The following is a 15,555-nucleotide window of genomic DNA, read 5'->3' as shown; positions in this document are numbered from 1 at the left end:
GTGGACCACCACGACCGGTTCCCCGATCGGCACAAGGACCGGAGCACCCGATGACCGCACCACACCCGTCCCGCCTCCGGCGGCTGCTCGCTCCGCTGGGCGCGCTGCTCCTGGGCGTCGCGGGTGTGGTCGTGCTCGTGCTGGCGCTGACCGCGGGCGGTCCCCCGGAGCCGGTGGCCGCGGCCGCCGGCCCGGTGGGACCGGCCGTGGTGGGCACCGCGCCCGCGGGGGCCCGGCCGGTGGGCGAGGTGCTCCCGCCCTCCCCGCCCCGGTCGATCTCGATCCCGTCGATCGGGGTCGAGTCGGTCGTCGACCAGTCCGGTCTCGCGCCGGACGGCACCCTCGAGGTCCCGGCCCCGGGCCCCGGCTACGACCGGGCGTCCTGGTACCGCGGGTCGTCGGCACCGGGCTTCCGCGGCCCGTCGGTCATCCTCGGCCACGTCGACTCGGCCGCCGAGGGACCGTCGGTGTTCTACGACCTCGGCCGGATGCGTCCGGGCGAGGACATCACCGTGACACGGGCCGACGGGATCGCCGCGACGTTCCGCGTCGACGAGGTCAGATCATTTCCCAAGAACGAATTCCCGACCGAGTCCGTCTACGGCGACGTCGACCGGGCGGAACTGCGTCTGATCACCTGTGGTGGATCTTTCGACTCGAGTGCACGGAGTTATCGGGACAACACCGTGGTGTTCGCCCATCTCGTCGGCAGCAGCCGCGGCTGATCACGACGGTCGGTCCCCGGCATCCGGCCGGTCGGTGGACAGGCAGCGGTCCCGTCGTCGTTGCAGCGCCACCTCGACTCCCGCGGCCACGGTGAAGACCGCGGCCCCGCTGAGGCCGACGAGGAAGAACCAGGGGTTGGCGGCCCGGGCGGCCGCGTTCAGCATCTGCGCCCACATCAGCACGGCCAGCGCCGACGGCGACACGAGTCCGGCCCCGCGCTGCGCCGTCCACGCCCGGGCGTAGGCGAGGTGCCCGGGAGGGATGTCCTCGGGCCTCCCCCGCCGCAGCGCCGTCGCGACGGCCGCGCGCTGGGCCGGCGGGACGGCCCGGCGGAGGACGACCATCGTCCGGTCGTGCGGGTACGGCCGGGTCGACTCCCGCCAGACGACCGCGGCGAGCGGCACCACGACGGCCAGGACGACGACGGTCAGCACGTCGCCCCACCGGCCGAGATCGCGCTCGCTCGCGAGCCCCCAGGGGGAGCTCACCAGCACGAGCCCGACGAGCGTCACGCTCGTCCCACGCCTCCGCCACACCCGGCCGCGACCGGGCTCCTGCAGCCGCTCGTGATCGGGTCCGGCCCGCATCACTGGTCCCCCTCTACAGCCAGGTGGCGACCCCACCGTGCCCTGAGCACGTCCCGGACCGGGACCGGCTGTGGCTGTAGGTGCCGTCCTTGCACTTCGCCGTCGCCCCGGCCGGGGCGTCGCCGCCGGACCGGGTCGGGCGGGGCACGCAGGTGCCGGCCGAGTTGACGTAGTGCGTGTCCGTGTCGCACGCCGACGGTCGCGCGGCCGGAGCCGGCTTCGCCGTCGTCGTGCGGGGTGTGGGGGCCGACGCGAGGGCCTGCGGCCGCGGGGACGCGGCCTCCTGCGCGGCCGGCGCCGTCCGCAGCTGCGCCTCCGGTGCGGACACGGGTGCCCGCGTCGTGGTCGGCGACGGCGCCGCCGCCGGAGCCACCGGGGGGTTCTCCCCGGCCGGGGCGGGCACCGGGGTCGGCGTCGTGGTCGGGGCGGCGACGAGGGCGGCGGCCTCGGTGGTGCCGGTGGTCGTCGGGACCGGGGACGGGGCGAGCACCACGGCGGCGACCACCAGCGCGGGCGCGGCGACGAGCGCCGTGACCGCACGGCCACGGTGGGGCGCGCGCCCGCCACGACCTCGCCACGCGGCGATCGCGGCGCACCCGGTCGCGGCCAGGGCCAGCAGAGCACCCATCGGGATCGTCGCCGTGGTCAGCAGGAACGCCGCCGACAGCACCACCAGGACGATGCCGACGGTGGCCAGACGGTTGCGGGCCGGAGGGACGACGCCCAGCCGCTCCGTCGGCGAGTCGTCGTACCACGATCTTCCGGGTCCGTTCACGAGTGCTGCATCGATCGGGATGATCAGGACGTTGCGGACGTACGGGCGTTACCGCCGGTAGTACGCAAAGTTGGTGAGACGGCCGGCGGGCACCGCTCCTTGACGCCCGCTCCGACGGCCGGGTTGGCTGGTGCGCCCGGCGCACCACGTCCGAGGTGCCCGCCCGCCACCCCGTCGGAGGCACCATGCCGCCCCTCGCCACCGACCGGCTCCCGGTCGTCGACCTGTCCCGCTTCCGCGCCGGTCCGGACGAGCGGGCGGCCTTCCTCGCGGAGCTGCGTCGCGCCGCGCGCGAGGTCGGGTTCTTCTACGTCACCGGTCACGGCGTCCCCGACGACGTCCTGACCGGCATGGACGCGCTCGCCCGCCGCTTCTTCGCGCTGCCGCCGGCGGACCGTCTCGCGATCGAGAACGTCCACTCCCCCCAGTTCCGCGGCTACACCCGGACCGGGACCGAGCACACCGGCGGCACCGCCGACTGGCGCGAGCAGATCGACATCGGACCCGAGCGCGCCGTGGTCGAGCCCGGCCCCGGGGAGCCGGACTGGCTGCGGCTGATCGGGCCGAACCAGTGGCCGCCGACACTGCCCGAGCTGCGCGAGGTCGTGCTGGGCTGGCAGGCCGAGGCGCTGCGGGTCTCCCGTGAGGTGCTGCGTGCCCTGGCCGCCGCGCTCGGCCAGGACGAGACCTACTTCGACGGCTGGTTCGACGAGGAGTCCTCGCTGCACCTCAAGATCGTGCGCTATCCCGGGCGCCCGGACCCGGACTCCGACCAGGGCGTCGGCGCCCACAAGGACTACGGCTACCTCGCCCTGCTGCAGCAGGACGTCGTCGGCGGGCTGCAGGTCGAGGGTCCCGACGGCGGCTGGATCGACGCCGTCCCGGTGCCGGGCTCGTTCGTGGTGAACATCGGCGAGATGCTGGAGATCGCCACCCGCGGCTACCTCACCGCGACCCGGCACCGGGTGGTGTCGCCGCCGCCCGGGGTCGACCGGATCTCGGTGCCGTTCTTCCTCGCGCCGCGCCTGGACGCCGTCGTCGCGCCGCTCGATCTGCCGGCCGAGCTGGCCGCGGACGCCCGCGGGATCAGCGAGGACGCCGACAACCCGCTCGACGCGCGCTACGGGGAGAACGCGCTGACCGGCTGGCTGCGCTCGCACCCCCGGGTCGCGCAGCGGCACTGGTCCGACGTGCTGGCGCGACGGGCCGCCCCGCCGACCGTCAGGTGACCCGTAGCGCCACGATCGCGGTGTCGTCCTTGGTCATGCCGCGGGCGTAGGCGGACACGCCCCGGTGGACCGCGGCGACGGTGCCCGCGGCGTCGAGCCCGGCACACGTGCGGAACAGGTCGGTGAGCCGGTCGTCGCCGAACAGGTCGGCGCCCGCGACGGGCCGGGCCTCGGTGACGCCGTCGGTGTAGAGCAGCAGCGCGTCGCCGCTGCCGAGCCGGACCACGTCGGTGGCGACCCGGCACGGGATCGGGAGGCCGAGCATCGTGCCGCCGGTGCCGTAGCGCTCCACGGCGCCGTCGGCGCGGAGCACCAGCGCTGGCTCGTGCCCGGCGCTGGCGATCTCCGCGCGCAGCCCGCCGTCCGGGTCGTGTTCGAGGACGACCACGACGACGGTCAGCATCGCCCGCTCGTCCATGGTCCGGACGGTCCCGTCGACGCTCGCGACGATCGACCCGACCTCGAGGTCCCGCGCCGCGGCGCCGCGGATCGTGTAGCGGGCCACGACCGCGATCTGCGACGCCTGCACACCCTTCCCGCAGACGTCGCCGATCACCAGGCAGTACCGGTCGCCGACGGCGAACAGGTCGTAGAAGTCCCCGACCACGTGCTCGCCCACCGCACCGGGGACGTAGACGGCGGCGACCTCGGCCCCCGCGATCTCCGGGAGCACCGGTGGCAGCAGCCCCGACTCCAGCAGGTCGGTACGCCGCTGGGAGTCGCCCAGCTCGTCCGACAGCGTCTGCTGCTGGGACTCCGACCGGGCCAGCCGGGCGCCGAGCCGGTCGGCGAGGTCCTGGCTGACCCGCATCGACCCGGCCATCCGCAGGTGCGCGCCGAGGGTCCGGGCGAGGGCGGTCAGCAGCCGTACCGTGCGGGGCGTCCACTCGCCGGCGCCGGTGCGCGCCACCCGCAGCGCGGCGACGACGTGGCCCGCCTCGCCGAAGACCGGGACGCTGCACACCGAGCCGGACCGGCCGGGGGTGGCCGGGGCGGGGTCGCCGCCGTCCGGGGTGCCGGGCAGGGCGTCCAGCACCAGGGGTACGCCGGAGTCGACCACCGCGTGCTCGACGGCGCCGCCCGCGCCCTCCACCGTCCCCGCCGCCGGCCCGTCACCGCTCGCGGCGCAGATCCACGACGTCACGCCGTCGGTCGCCGACACCGTCGCGTAGCCGCCTGCGGCCAGCTCCCGGGCCACGTCGCAGAGGTCGGACAGGACCCGGTCGTCGGAGGCGGTCGACAGCCCGGCCCGGTCGACGGCGCGCAGCCGCTCCGCCGAGCGGCGTGCCGTCGACACGGAGTGCAGCGGTGTGGGGCGCTGCACGGGGACCTCGGTCACTGCTGTCACCTCCGGACCGGTGCGGGCGACCGACCCGGACCGTACCGGTCGGCGGGACCCGGCGGCGTCGACGGATCATGCGGGTCGCCGGACACGACGGTAGCGTTCGCACCACGGTCTCCCGACCGTACGAGAGATGCGTCCGCCGCCCCTGACCCCGGCGACGTTCCGACGGTGATGGAGCAATGGTGGGTCACGACGGCGACATGCGGAATCCGGCGGAGCTGCAGCGGGGACCGGAGGGTCTGGTCCCGAGCTCGCGTGAGCTCGCCGCGCTGCTCCGCGCGATCCGCGACGGGGACCTCGACGCGCTCCGCCGGTTGTACGACGGGACCGGGACGCTGGTCTTCGGGCTCCTGCGCACCGCGCTGCGGGACCAGGACCGGGCCGCGGAGGCGACGGAACGCTGCTTCCTGTGGGTGTGGCGGACGGCGCCGACCCTCGACCCCGGTCACCCCTGCGCCCTCACGTTCCTGTTGCGCGCGGTGCGGCAGGAGCTGGAGGACCATCCGCAGGGTCCGTGACCCCGACCTCGGGCAGGACCTCGACGGGGGCCCCGGCGTCGGAGATCAGCCACCGGGCGACGTCCGGGAGCTTCATGTTCGTCGCCTGTGACGCGCCGACCAGCATGCGGAAGGCGCGGTCGGCGTCGATCCCGTGCCGGTGCATCAGGATGCCCTTGGCCTGCCCGATCAGGTCGCGGGTCTCCAGGGCCCGTTCCAGGTGGTAGGCCTTCGTGGCCCCGTGCAGCGCGACGGCGGCCTGCAGCGCGAACGCGTCGGCGATGGCCGTCGCGGAGGTGTCGAAGCCGTGCCGGGCCCGTGAGTAGACGGTCACCGCGCCCCGGACGGCCCCCGGCCGCACCAGCGCGACGGACAGGACGCCGTGCACGCCCCGGTGCACCGCGGCCGGCGCGAACCGCGGCCACCGGTCGCGCTCGTCGTCGAGGTCGCCGACCGCGACCACGGTGGGCACCCCGCCCCGGATCGCGTCCAGGCTCGGCCCCTCGCGCAGCCCGATCTGGAGCTGGTCCAGCTCGGCGAGGTCCGCACCGGGTGTGGTGCAGACGCCGTACCGGTCCCGCAGCGTCAGGCCGACCAGGTCGGCTCCGGGGACGGTGCGGGCGGCGACCCGGGTCAGCTGGACGAGCCGCCGATCCCACGAGGTGTCCCCCGACTCGTCGGTCAGGGGCTCGGTCAGGCCGGTGGACGCCCGGACCAGGGCGGTGCGCACGGCGTGGTCGTCGCTGGCGCTCACGCGCCTCCCTCCGGTGGGGCCGTCGTCTCCGTCAGGCGTCGGTGGGCTCTCCTCCTGCTCCGGCCAGCAGCGTCGCGACGTCGTCGTCGTTCCCGGCCGCCGACGCCCGGTCCAGGCAGCGCCGCGCGTCGGCGTCCGAGCTCTCCGGCGGCACGACGAGCAGGCACAGCCGGCCGTGCGCCCCGAACACGTCGACGACGTCGGGCGGGGTGCTGGCGAAGCCGCCGAGGCGGACCAGGTGCCCGTCGGTCGTGGTCCGGCGCGGCACCGACGGCCAGATGCGCAGGTTGTACCCGACCCGGGTCACCGGGCCGAGCCGGTCGTCGACGCCCGCGCTCAGCTCGCGCAGCTCGTCGACCAGGACGCGCGAGCGCGGCCACCAGGCCCCGTCGACCTCCCCGACCGGCCTCGGGTCGTCCTTGAGCGCGACGCGCGCCGCGGCGGGCTGCGCCGGGGCAGGCTGCGCCGGGGCGGGACGACGGGTGGGTGACGGGGTGCGCGGTGCGCTTACGGTGTGGCTCCGTTCGGCCGCCGCGGACCGCCGCACGGCACCCTGCAGGGCGGCCGTCCGGGGACGCGGGCGTGGTCACGGCGGAGCGGGACGCCTCGCCGTGTGGACCCGGGAACCCCGGCGGATCCTCCGGATCGTGCGTGCCCCGAGGTGGTGGGGCATCCGGCTGTCCAGCAGCACGTGGCCGTGCCACCGACGGTACTCCGACCGGGCGGGCCCCGCGGGGTCGGACGCGACGCTCCGTGTCCACAGCCCCTCCTCCCGGTGACCCGAATGTCATCGGCCGGGGGCTGGGGCTGACGTCGGTCCCGACGCTCCCCGCCGCCCGGTCGGGTGTCAACGACCCTCGCGGGGCAGGGCCCCGGGTGGCTAGGCTCGTCCGGTGGATGCCGGCGCCGGGGTCGAGGCCGCCGCCCGGCGGGTGCGGCACGCCCGGCACGTCGGTGACGTGGGCGCCCACGTCCGCCCGGTCGTCGCGGAGTCCTGGCAGCGGTCGGTCGACCTGGGCGTCGACCTCGCCCGGTCCGCGACCTACGTCGGGCACGAACCCGGCCCCGCCGCCGTCGCCGAGGCGGACGAGGTGTTCGGCCGCTTCCTCGCCGGCGCCGACGACCTGGACTGCTCGGTGCTGCTCGTCGACGGCGACGGGGTGGTCCGCGTCCGCCACGACGCCTGCCCGGACCTCGCCGCGCTGCTCGACGCCGTCCTGGTCGCACCGGGCTTCCGGATCGCCGAGCAGGACGTGGCGACCACGGCGTCCGCGCTCGTGCGGGCCACCGGTCGCGCCGCCCGGGTGGACGGTCCCGAGCACCTCCACCCCGACCTCGCCTGCCTGGCCGAGGCCGCCGCACCGGTGCCGTCGGACACCGACGCGGCACCGCAGACGGTGGTGGTCGTGACGCACCTGTCGACGCCGGGCGGTGCGTCGGCGCTGCGTGCGGCCGTCGCCGCGGAGCTGGCCCGCCAGGTCGGCGAACGCGTCCGGGACCTCGGGCACCGGGCCGGGCGGATGCTGCACGCCCGCTTCGACGAGGTCTGCGCACGGTCCGGGGCGGAGTGGGTCGTCGCGACCGACGGCCGGGCGACCCTGTGCAACCCCGGGTTCCGGGCCCTGCCCCGCGAGGACCGGGACCACCTGCTCGACCGGGCGCTCGCCGACGCCGCGCTCGCCGAGCCGCCGCCCGCCGGGTCCACGGCCGACCTGCCGTCGGGGCGCCGCGACGACGTCGTCACCTGCGTCGTCCGGGACCACGGCGCCGTCGTGGGCCACGTCAGCTCCGGGCGGCGCTGCGCGCCCGTACCGGCCGGGTCCCGGACGGCGGACGCGATGCGTCGCCAGGGGTCGCACGTCGCGCCCACGGCCCGCCGGGACTTCGCGGCCGACTTCCGGGACGCCCACGCCGACGGCGCCGCCGCCGAGGTGCGGCGCCGCGCGAACCGCGAGCTGCTCAGCCCCTACCTGCGCGCCCGCCGCGACGTCGCGACCGCGGTCGCCGCCCGGACCAGGCACCTGCTCCTCGTCGGCGAGCCGGGGGTCGGGAAGCAGACCCTGGCCGTCGAGCAGTTCCGCCGCAGCCACCCGACCGGGACGGTGCAGGTGCTCGACTGCGCGCGGATCGCGGAGTCCGGCGGCCCCCTCCTGCCGACGGTACGCGGCACCGACGGGGACCGGCCGCGGCTGCTCGTCCTGCGCCGGCTCTCGCTGCTCGGGTCGGTCGCCGCGCGGCGCCTCGACGAGTCGCTGCGGCTGCTGGTGGCCACACCCGCGGCACCGACGGTCGTCGGGTGCATCGACACGCCCTCGGTCGACGCCACCCGGCCCTACGGGCTGCTGCTGCGCCACTTCCACGACACGGTCCGGGTGCCCGCGCTGCGGTACCGGGCCGACGAGCTCGGCGAGCTCGCGCGGTCGGTGCTGCACTCGCTGTCCGGCGGCCGGTCGCTGAGCCTGAGCATGCAGGTGGTGCGGGTCCTGGAGGGCTACGCCTGGCCGGGGAACCTGCGCGAGCTGGAGGACGTGCTGCGCTACGTCATCGCCCGCAAGCCGGTCGGCGTCGTGCAGGCACCGGACCTGCCGTCGTCGTGCTTCACCGGCGGCGCACCGCGGATGTCGATGCTCGAGGCGGCGCAGTGCGACGTGATCATCCAGGCCCTCTACGAGGCGCGCGGCAACCGCTACCAGGCCGCCGAGCTGCTGGGGATCGCCCGGTCCTCGCTCTACCGCAAGATCGACGCGTTCGGGATCAGCTACATCGGCTGAGGTGTCCCGGGACCGGGACACACGGCCGTCGCCGGGGGTCGTGCCGCCCGCGGAGTCGTCCCAGAACGGGACAGTCACATGCGCACTCCCGCATTAGCGTCGGGCCCGCCGACGCTCTCGGCACCCCCTGCGACCAACGGAGTGAGCAGATGAAGGCACTCGTCTACCACGGACCGGACGCCAAGGCCTGGGAGGAGGTCCCGGACCCGACGATCCAGGACCCCACCGACGTGATCGTCAAGGTCGACACCACCACGATCTGCGGCACCGACCTGCACATCCTGCAGGGCGACGTCCCGGCCGTCACCGACGGCCGCATCCTCGGCCACGAGGCCGTCGGCACGATCACCGCCGTCGGTGACGCCGTGTCCGGCTTCGCCGTCGGCGACCGCGTCCTCGTCCCGGCGATCACCAAGTGCGGCCGCTGCGACTACTGCCAGCGCGGCATGCCGTCGCACTGCCAGACCGTCGGCGGGATCGGCTGGATCTTCGGCCACCTCATCGACGGCACCCAGGCCGAGTACGTCCGGGTCCCCTACGCCGACACCTCGCTCTACGCCGTGCCGGAGTCGGTCACCGACGAGCAGGCGATCTTCCTCGCCGACTCGCTGCCGACCGGCTACGAGGTCGGTGTGCTCGCCGGGAACGTACGGCCGGGTGACACCGTCGCCGTCGTCGGCGCGGGTGCGGTCGGCCTCTCGGCGATCCTCACGACCGGCCTGTGGGGCGCGTCGAAGGTCATCGCGATCGACTCCAACAAGTTCCGGCTGGAGAAGGCCATCGAGTTCGGCGCGACCGACAGCGTCGAGGTCGGGCCGGGCACCGTCGCCGACGTGACCGCGCTGACCGACGGGCTCGGCGTGGACGTCGCGATCGAGGCCGTCGGCTACCCGGAGACGCTGCTGACGGCGGCGTCGCTGGTGCGCCCGGGCGGCACGATCGCCAACGTGGGTGTCCACGGCACCCCGGTGGAGCTGCCCATGCAGGACATGTGGATCTCCAACGTCACGCTGACGATGGGCCTGGTCGACACCGTCTCCATCCCGACGCTGCTCAAGATGGTCGCCGGCGGGCGGATCCCGGCGGAGAAGATGGGCACCCACTCGTTCACCTTCGACCAGATGGACGAGGCCTACGACGTGTTCAAGAACGCCGCGGCCAACCAGGCGCTCAAGGTGGTCATCACCCCGGCCTGACGTCCGCTCCGGGGCCCCGCCCGCGCCGGGGCCTCGTGCGGGGCCGTCAGGAGAACGCGTTCAGCCCGGTCACCGCCCGCCCGACGATCAGCGACTGCACCGTGTCGGTGCCCTCGTAGGTGTAGACGGCCTCCATGTCGGCGTGGTGCCGGGCGACGTGGTGGTCGAGCAGGATCCCGTTGCCGCCCAGGATGTCGCGCGCCATCGCGCAGACCCGCCGCGCGCCCGAGGCGGTCTGCAGCTTCGCCAGCGCCGCGTGCTCGATCCCGACCCGGCCCTGGTCCTGCAGCTGGGCCATCCGCAGGCAGGTCAGCTGCATCCCGGTGATGTCGGACAGCATGTGCGAGAGCTTGTCCTGGACGAGCTGGAACCCGGCGATGGGGCGCCCGAACTGCTCGCGCTCGCGGGCGTAGGCCAGTGCGTACTCGTAGGCGCCGATCGCGTGGCCGAGCCCCTCCCAGGCGATGGCCTGGCGGCTCTTGGTGAGCGCCTTGTTGGTGTCGGCGAAGGTCCGGGCGCCGGCCAGCCGGTCGTCGGCCGGGATCCGGACGCCGTCGAGGTGGATGTCGGCCTGCCAGAGCGCCCGGTTGCTGGTCTTCCCGGTGATCACCGACGCGTGGTAGCCGGGCAGCTCGCCCTCGCTGCGGTCGACGACGAACCCGCCGACGTTCCCCTCCTCGTCGCGCGCCCAGACGATGACGACGTCGCCCATCGTGCCGTTGCCGATCCAGCGCTTGCGGCCGTCGAGGACCCACTCGTCGCCGTCGCGGCGGGCGGCGGTGGCGAGCCGGACGACGTCCGAGCCGTGGTCGGGCTCGGTGAGGGCGAACCCGCCGAGCAGCTCGCAGCGGGCCATCCGGGGCAGCCAGCGCTCCTTCTGATCCTCCGAGCCGAGCATGTCGATCGCCGACATGACCAGGCCGCCGTGGATGGAGTTGAACGTGGAGAAGCTGCCGTCGCCGCGGGCCAGCTCGGTGGTCACCAGTCCCTCGGCGACGGCGCTCATCCCGGGACAGCCGTGGCCCCGCACCGAACCGCCCGCGACCTCCAGCGCGGCGTAGGGCTCGATCAGCTCGCGCGGGAACTCCGCGGCCTCCCAGTAGTGGTTGGCCACCGGGACCAGGCGCTCGTCGACGAAGGTGCGCACCCGGTCGCGGATCGCGCGCTCGTCGTCGGTCAGCCAGTCCTCCGTGGAGAAGAAGTCGGTGCCCTGGGCCCGGGCCAGGTCGGAGCTCGGCTCGACGGTCGTCATCGGATCACCCTGGCAGCTCAGCCGGTGATCGTCCTCCTGCGAGCGCGGTAGGCGGCCGCCTTCACCCGGTTCCCGCACTCGTCCATGCCGCACCAGGTGCGCCGCGCGCCGCGGGAGCGGTCGAGGTAGAGCCGGGTGCAGGCGGGCCGGCCGCACTCCTTCACCGGTGTGTCCCGGTCGGCGAGGACGGCGACGGCGTCGCGCGCCAGCTCCGCGAGGACGGCGTCGGCGTCGCCGGTGCGGCGGGTGCCGTGGTCGTCGAGCTGCACGGTCAGGCCGGGACCGCGGGCCGTGCCGTTGACGACGGCCAGCGCGGCGGGGTCGAACGCCCGCCCGGCCAGCCGGTCGGTCGCGAGCCGGTGGACCGCCTCCCGCAGGTCCCGCGCGCACCCGAGGACCTCCGGGGTCACGGTCACGCCGTCCGGGAGGTCGGCGCAGGCGTCGAGCCAGCGGGCGAGGTCGGCGGGCCCGGTGAGCAGCTCGGTCGGGTCGGTGCGCCGCCAGGTGACGGTGCCGACCAGGTCGAGCGCGGCACTGCCGCTCACGAACGCGAAACCCACGTCACCATCTTGACCGGTGACGCATCGGTCCCGCAAACTGCGTCACCAGTCGAACCGGTGACGCCGTCGCCGGACGATCCCGGGGAGCCGCTGATGACGATCGACGTCGTCGTGTTCGACGTGCTGGGCACGCTGGTCGACGAGCCGTCCGGCCTGCGCGACGCGGTCGCCGCGGCCGTGCCCGGCATGGACCAGGGCACCGCCGCGGACCTGGCCCGGCTGTGGCAGGCGCACGTCGCGGGCGAGCAGGAGCGCATCGTCGGGGGCGGGCGGGCGTTCGTGCCCGGCCACGTGCTGGACGCCGAGGCCGCGGCCGTCGTCGCGCGGGCCGCCGGGGTCGACGACCCGGACGTCGTCGCGACCCTCGGCGACGCCGGGACCCGGCTGCCGGCGTGGCCGGACTCGGCCGACGGCCTGGCCCGGCTCGCCCGCGCGTTCCCGGTGGTCGGCCTGTCGAACGCGAGCCGCACGACGCTGCTGCGCCTCGCCGCGGGCGCCGGGCTGCGCTGGCACCAGGCACTCTCGGCGCAGGACACGCGCACCTACAAGCCCGCGCCGGCGGTCTACCGGCTCGCGGTCGACCTCGCCGGGGTCCCACCCGGGCGGACCCTGCTCGTCGCGGCGCACGCGTGGGATCTTCGGGGTGCGGCGGCGGCCGGGATGCGCACCGCGTACCTGCCCCGCCCCGGCGGGGACCCGCCCGCCGACGACGATTGCGTCGACCTGCACGTGACCGACATGGCCGAGCTCGCCGCGACGCTCGCCACCAGCCGACCGGGAGCCCACCCGTGCTGATCACCTTCTCCTTCACCCGGCTCGCCGTACAGGTGCGGCGCTGGTTCGAGATCGGGCCGGACGCCACGACCGAACGCGGCGCCCGGGTGGAGCTGCTCCTGCTCGACCCGCAGCCGCACCGCGGCAGCGAGTCCGCGGCGCAGCGGCTGGTCGTGGACACGCCGTTCTGGCGGGCCGACCTGTTCGACCGCACCGATCGGCCCGGCGCGTGGGCCGCAGCCCACGTGCACCCCCACTTCGACGGCGTCGAGCCCAGCGACCGGGTCTTCTCCCCCGGGCTGACCACGGACCCGTGGGGCTGGCTCACCGAGCAGCTCTCCCACCCCGGGGAGCGACTGCGCGACGCCGGCCTGGACCCCGCCGTCGCCGGCGACGACCTCGACGACCTGCGCACGGAGGTGCCGCACATCGTCGGGGCCGCCCGCCGGTTCGGCCCGGAGCAGCCGATGACCCGTGACGACGACTTCCACCTCACCCGCGACGCCGCCGAGCGGGTCCGGCGGATGCTCACGCTGATCCCGCCCGGCGTCGGCTACGACCGCGAGGAGCTGCGGCCGTGGCTGGAGCAGCGGCCGTGACCGGTCACGCCACCGCGGTCCCCTCCAGCTCGACGAGCTGGCCGGGGACCGCGAGCCGGGTCACCCCGAGCAGCGTCGTGGCCGGGGCGACGCCGGCGGCCCCCAGCCGGGCGGCGAGCACACCGTAGTGCTCCAGCAGGGCGTCGACGTCGGTCGCGAACACGGTCAGCCGCACCAGGCCGGCCAGGCCCGTGCCGGCGGCGGCGAGCACGCCTTCCAGGTTGTCCAGGCTCGTCGCGAGCTGGGCGGGCAGGTCGTCGTCGTGCAGCGGCACCCCGTCCGGGCTCATCGCGGTCTGCCCCGAGCAGTACACCGTGCGGGTCACCCCCGACACCACGACCGCCTGGTCGAACCCCATCGGCTGCGACCAGGTGACCGGGTTGACCGAGATCCGTTCCACCGTCATCCGTGCGTCCTCTCTCCTGTGTGGAACCCCAGCGTCGCCCCCGTACACGACATCTCCTGTCGTGTACGTCGGCTAGGTTTCCGGCGTGCGTGCCGACCGGCTGGTCACCCTGGTGCTGCTGCTGCGCCGGCGCGGCCGGATGTCCGCCCCCGCCCTGGCCGCCGAGCTGGAGGTGTCGACCCGCACGGTGCTGCGCGACATCGACGCGCTGTCCGGCGCCGGGGTGCCGGTGCAGGTGTGGCGCGGGCCGCAGGGCGGTTTCGCGCTGATGCCCGGGTTCCGCAGCGAGCTGACCGGACTGACCCACGACGAGGCCGTCGCCCTGATCGCGGCGGGGTCCCGGCACGGGGTGCAGGCGTTCGGGCTCGGTTCGGCGCTCGCGTCGGCCGTGCTGAAGGTGGTCGACGCGCTGCCGCCGGGGCATCCGGCCGTCGAGGTCGCGGAGCGGCTGCTCGTCGAGCCCGACACCGACCTGCTCGCGCGGCGACGCACCGAGGAGGACGTGCCGGGCGCCGTCGTCGGGCCGGTCCGGCGGGCCGTCCTGGAGGGTCGTCGGCTGCGCATCCGCTACGCCGCCCCGGTGGCACCGGAACGGTGGCGCACCGTCGACCCGGTCGGGCTGGTCACCGTCCGCGGGACGGGCTACCTGCTGGCGCACCGCTCCGGGGAGCAGCGCACCTACCGGCTGTCCCGGATCACCGTCGCCGAGGTGCTGCCCGACCCGGCGGACCGACCCGACCGGGTCGACCTGGACCGGACCTGGCGCGAGCACTCCGCCCGGTTCCGCGCCGGGCCGGACCGGGTGCGGGTGACGGTGCGGGTCGCGCCGTCGCACCGTGCGGTGCTGACCGACACCGCCGTCACGGTGCACACCGAGACCGTCGACGACGGCGGGTCGCTGCGTCTCGACGTCGACTTCCAGGACCGCAGGCACGCCGAGTGGGCGCTGTGGCAGCTCGGCGGGGCGGGCGAGGCCCTGGATCCGCCGTGGCTGCGGGACGCGCTGCACGACCGGGCCCGTGCGCTGGCCGAGCGGTACGCGCGTCCCGCCCCCGGCCCGGCGGGCTGACGGCACGGCCGACCGTCGCACCTGGACCGACCGTCGGTCGGTCGGTCGCTACCGTGGTGGTACGACGGGATGTCAGCCGGAGGCCTACCTGGGCGGGAGCGACGAGATGCTCGGCGCGGAGGGGACCCTGCGGTCCGACGCGGCGCGGGAGCTGCCGACCGGGCCCCTCGCCGGCTTCGGCGCGCGGGTCGCCGGCCACGTCGCGGTGCCCGCGTGAGCCGGACCCTGCCGACGCGGCGCCGGAGGACGCACCGTCCTCGCCGGGCGCAGCGGGCCCCGCGATCCGGTGGTCGCCGTCGCGTGCGCCCGCGGCGCGGCGGGCTTGACCCTGACACCGTGACAGGCGCTGGGGTGGCGGTCATGACACCACCGGACATCACCGCGTCCCTGTCCGCCACCGACCCGTCGGTCCGGCTGCGGGCCGCGCTCGCCGCCGGGTCGGCCGCCGACCCGGCCCTGCTCGACGCCCTGGTGGTGCGCTGCGGCGAGGAGCCGGACTTCTTCGTCCGCGACATGCTGTCCTGGGCGCTGACCCGGCTCCCCGCCGCGACCGTGCTGCCCCGGCTGTACGTCGAGCTGGACTCGCCGCGGCCGCGGGCCAGGGCCCAGGCGCTGCACACCCTGTCCAAGATCGCCGACCCGGCGAGCGCGGCCCGGGTCACCCCCGCCCTGCTGCGCGACCCCGACGACGAGGTCGCCCGCACCGCGTGGCGCACCGCCGTCGTGCTCGTCCCCGCCGACGGCCGGCCCGCGCTCGCCGCGGAGCTGGGCCGGCAGCTGGGCCGGGGCGACCGGGCGGTGCGGCTGAGCCTGTCCCGGGCGCTGACCGACCTGGGCGAGGCGGCCGACGCCGTCCTGGCCCGGGCCGCGGCCGCCCCGGACCCGGCGGTCGCGACGCACGCACGGGCCACCCTGCTCCTGCGCGCCGACCCCGACGCGGGGTTCGACGACGCCGTGGAACAGGCCCGCCGGGTGGTCGCGCTCGGCCCGGGACACGAGGTGGCGTCGTGCTGAG

Annotated in this window: 17 protein-coding genes; 9 read left to right on the top strand and 8 right to left on the bottom strand. The window is 75.7% G+C overall.

What is annotated here, in order from left to right:
- Window positions 1-50: 50 nt before the first annotated feature.
- On the top strand, window positions 51-725 hold the full coding sequence (locus KPL57_RS36300) for a class F sortase (protein WP_226355066.1): 675 nt from the start codon (window positions 51-53) through the stop codon (window positions 723-725).
- Here the strand turns inward: KPL57_RS36300 and KPL57_RS36295 are convergent, their stop codons facing one another.
- Together KPL57_RS36295 and KPL57_RS36290 are read right to left on the bottom strand one after the other, a co-directional pair.
- Window positions 726-1,313 (bottom strand): hypothetical protein, encoded by a 588-nt coding sequence (locus tag KPL57_RS36295; RefSeq protein WP_226355065.1) that lies wholly within the window; start codon window positions 1,311-1,313, stop codon window positions 726-728. It lies immediately after the preceding gene.
- A 13-nt stretch (window positions 1,314-1,326) separates the two neighbouring features.
- Window positions 1,327-2,088: a DUF3761 domain-containing protein gene (locus tag KPL57_RS36290; RefSeq protein WP_226355064.1), complete on the bottom strand. Its 762-nt coding sequence runs from the start codon at window positions 2,086-2,088 to the stop codon at window positions 1,327-1,329.
- Window positions 2,089-2,273: 185 nt separating this feature from the next.
- On the opposite strand from KPL57_RS36290, the gene KPL57_RS36285 reads away from it, so the two are divergent.
- Window positions 2,274-3,317, top strand: a complete 1,044-nt coding sequence (locus tag KPL57_RS36285) for an isopenicillin N synthase family oxygenase (protein WP_226355063.1) — start codon at window positions 2,274-2,276, stop codon at window positions 3,315-3,317.
- Here the strand turns inward: KPL57_RS36285 and KPL57_RS36280 are convergent.
- The gene (locus KPL57_RS36280; protein ID WP_226355062.1) at window positions 3,310-4,656 is read right to left on the bottom strand and encodes a PP2C family protein-serine/threonine phosphatase; all 1,347 of its coding nucleotides are present in this window, start codon (window positions 4,654-4,656) and stop codon (window positions 3,310-3,312) included. The genes KPL57_RS36285 and KPL57_RS36280 overlap by 8 nt on opposite strands.
- Window positions 4,657-4,841: 185 nt before the next feature.
- On the opposite strand from KPL57_RS36280, the gene KPL57_RS36275 reads away from it, so the two are divergent.
- On the top strand, window positions 4,842-5,180 hold the full coding sequence (locus tag KPL57_RS36275; RefSeq protein WP_226355061.1) for a sigma factor: 339 nt from the start codon (window positions 4,842-4,844) through the stop codon (window positions 5,178-5,180).
- Here the strand turns inward: KPL57_RS36275 and KPL57_RS36270 are convergent.
- Both KPL57_RS36270 and KPL57_RS36265 read right to left on the bottom strand, forming a co-directional pair.
- Complete coding sequence (locus KPL57_RS36270; protein ID WP_226355060.1) at window positions 5,122-5,913, bottom strand: GAF and ANTAR domain-containing protein; 792 nt, start codon at window positions 5,911-5,913, stop codon at window positions 5,122-5,124. The two genes, KPL57_RS36275 and KPL57_RS36270, sit on opposite strands and share 59 nt — an antisense overlap.
- 31 nt (window positions 5,914-5,944) lie before the next feature.
- Window positions 5,945-6,460, bottom strand: coding sequence for a DUF5994 family protein (locus tag KPL57_RS36265; protein WP_226355059.1), 516 nt, complete (start codon window positions 6,458-6,460; stop codon window positions 5,945-5,947).
- A 346-nt stretch (window positions 6,461-6,806) separates the two neighbouring features.
- Between KPL57_RS36265 and KPL57_RS70585 the strand changes: the two genes are divergently transcribed.
- Complete coding sequence (locus KPL57_RS70585) at window positions 6,807-8,684, top strand: helix-turn-helix domain-containing protein (RefSeq protein ID WP_226355058.1); 1,878 nt, start codon at window positions 6,807-6,809, stop codon at window positions 8,682-8,684.
- Window positions 8,685-8,833: 149 nt separating this feature from the next.
- Window positions 8,834-9,880: an alcohol dehydrogenase catalytic domain-containing protein gene (locus tag KPL57_RS36255; protein ID WP_226355057.1), complete on the top strand. Its 1,047-nt coding sequence runs from the start codon at window positions 8,834-8,836 to the stop codon at window positions 9,878-9,880.
- Window positions 9,881-9,926: 46 nt separating this feature from the next.
- Here the strand turns inward: KPL57_RS36255 and KPL57_RS36250 are convergent, their stop codons facing one another.
- Both KPL57_RS36250 and KPL57_RS36245 read right to left on the bottom strand, forming a co-directional pair.
- Window positions 9,927-11,132: an acyl-CoA dehydrogenase family protein gene (locus KPL57_RS36250; RefSeq protein WP_226355056.1), complete on the bottom strand. Its 1,206-nt coding sequence runs from the start codon at window positions 11,130-11,132 to the stop codon at window positions 9,927-9,929.
- Window positions 11,133-11,149: 17 nt separating this feature from the next.
- The gene (locus KPL57_RS36245; RefSeq protein WP_226355055.1) at window positions 11,150-11,677 is read right to left on the bottom strand and encodes an ABATE domain-containing protein; all 528 of its coding nucleotides are present in this window, start codon (window positions 11,675-11,677) and stop codon (window positions 11,150-11,152) included.
- A gap of 108 nt (window positions 11,678-11,785) precedes the next feature.
- Here KPL57_RS36245 and KPL57_RS36240 point away from each other — a divergent pair, with 108 nt between their 5' ends.
- Together KPL57_RS36240 and KPL57_RS36235 are read left to right on the top strand one after the other, a co-directional pair.
- Window positions 11,786-12,487, top strand: a complete 702-nt coding sequence (locus tag KPL57_RS36240; RefSeq protein ID WP_226355054.1) for a haloacid dehalogenase type II — start codon at window positions 11,786-11,788, stop codon at window positions 12,485-12,487.
- Window positions 12,481-13,065, top strand: a complete 585-nt coding sequence (locus KPL57_RS36235) for a hypothetical protein (protein ID WP_226355053.1) — start codon at window positions 12,481-12,483, stop codon at window positions 13,063-13,065. The genes KPL57_RS36240 and KPL57_RS36235 overlap by 7 nt, the downstream gene beginning before the upstream one ends.
- A gap of 4 nt (window positions 13,066-13,069) precedes the next feature.
- Here the strand turns inward: KPL57_RS36235 and KPL57_RS36230 are convergent, their stop codons facing one another.
- Window positions 13,070-13,465, bottom strand: a complete 396-nt coding sequence (locus tag KPL57_RS36230) for a RidA family protein (protein WP_226356633.1) — start codon at window positions 13,463-13,465, stop codon at window positions 13,070-13,072.
- 91 nt (window positions 13,466-13,556) lie between these two features.
- Between KPL57_RS36230 and KPL57_RS36225 the strand changes: the two genes are divergently transcribed.
- Entirely contained in the window at window positions 13,557-14,540 is a 984-nt protein-coding gene (locus KPL57_RS36225; RefSeq protein ID WP_226355052.1) for a YafY family protein, read from the top strand.
- Window positions 14,541-14,900: 360 nt separating this feature from the next.
- Window positions 14,901-15,554 (top strand): HEAT repeat domain-containing protein, encoded by a 654-nt coding sequence (locus tag KPL57_RS36220; RefSeq protein WP_226355051.1) that lies wholly within the window; start codon window positions 14,901-14,903, stop codon window positions 15,552-15,554.
- Window position 15,555: the final 1 nt, after the last annotated feature.

The sequence above is a fragment of the Pseudonocardia sp. ICBG601 genome, from assembly GCF_020496245.1.
The sequence above is the reverse complement of the archived record's forward strand: the minus strand, read 5'-3'. Positions and strand labels throughout refer to the sequence as shown.

Coding starts and splice junctions, on each gene's coding strand:
- KPL57_RS36300 (WP_226355066.1), top strand. CDS start 51: ATGACCGCACCACACCCGTCCCGCCTCCGGCGGCTGCTCGCTCCGCTG.
- KPL57_RS36295 (WP_226355065.1), bottom strand. CDS start 1,313: ATGCGGGCCGGACCCGATCACGAGCGGCTGCAGGAGCCCGGTCGCGGC.
- KPL57_RS36285 (WP_226355063.1), top strand. CDS start 2,274: ATGCCGCCCCTCGCCACCGACCGGCTCCCGGTCGTCGACCTGTCCCGC.
- KPL57_RS36275 (WP_226355061.1), top strand. CDS start 4,842: ATGGTGGGTCACGACGGCGACATGCGGAATCCGGCGGAGCTGCAGCGG.
- KPL57_RS36255 (WP_226355057.1), top strand. CDS start 8,834: ATGAAGGCACTCGTCTACCACGGACCGGACGCCAAGGCCTGGGAGGAG.
- KPL57_RS36250 (WP_226355056.1), bottom strand. CDS start 11,132: ATGACGACCGTCGAGCCGAGCTCCGACCTGGCCCGGGCCCAGGGCACC.
- KPL57_RS36240 (WP_226355054.1), top strand. CDS start 11,786: ATGACGATCGACGTCGTCGTGTTCGACGTGCTGGGCACGCTGGTCGAC.
- KPL57_RS36220 (WP_226355051.1), top strand. CDS start 14,901: ATGACACCACCGGACATCACCGCGTCCCTGTCCGCCACCGACCCGTCG.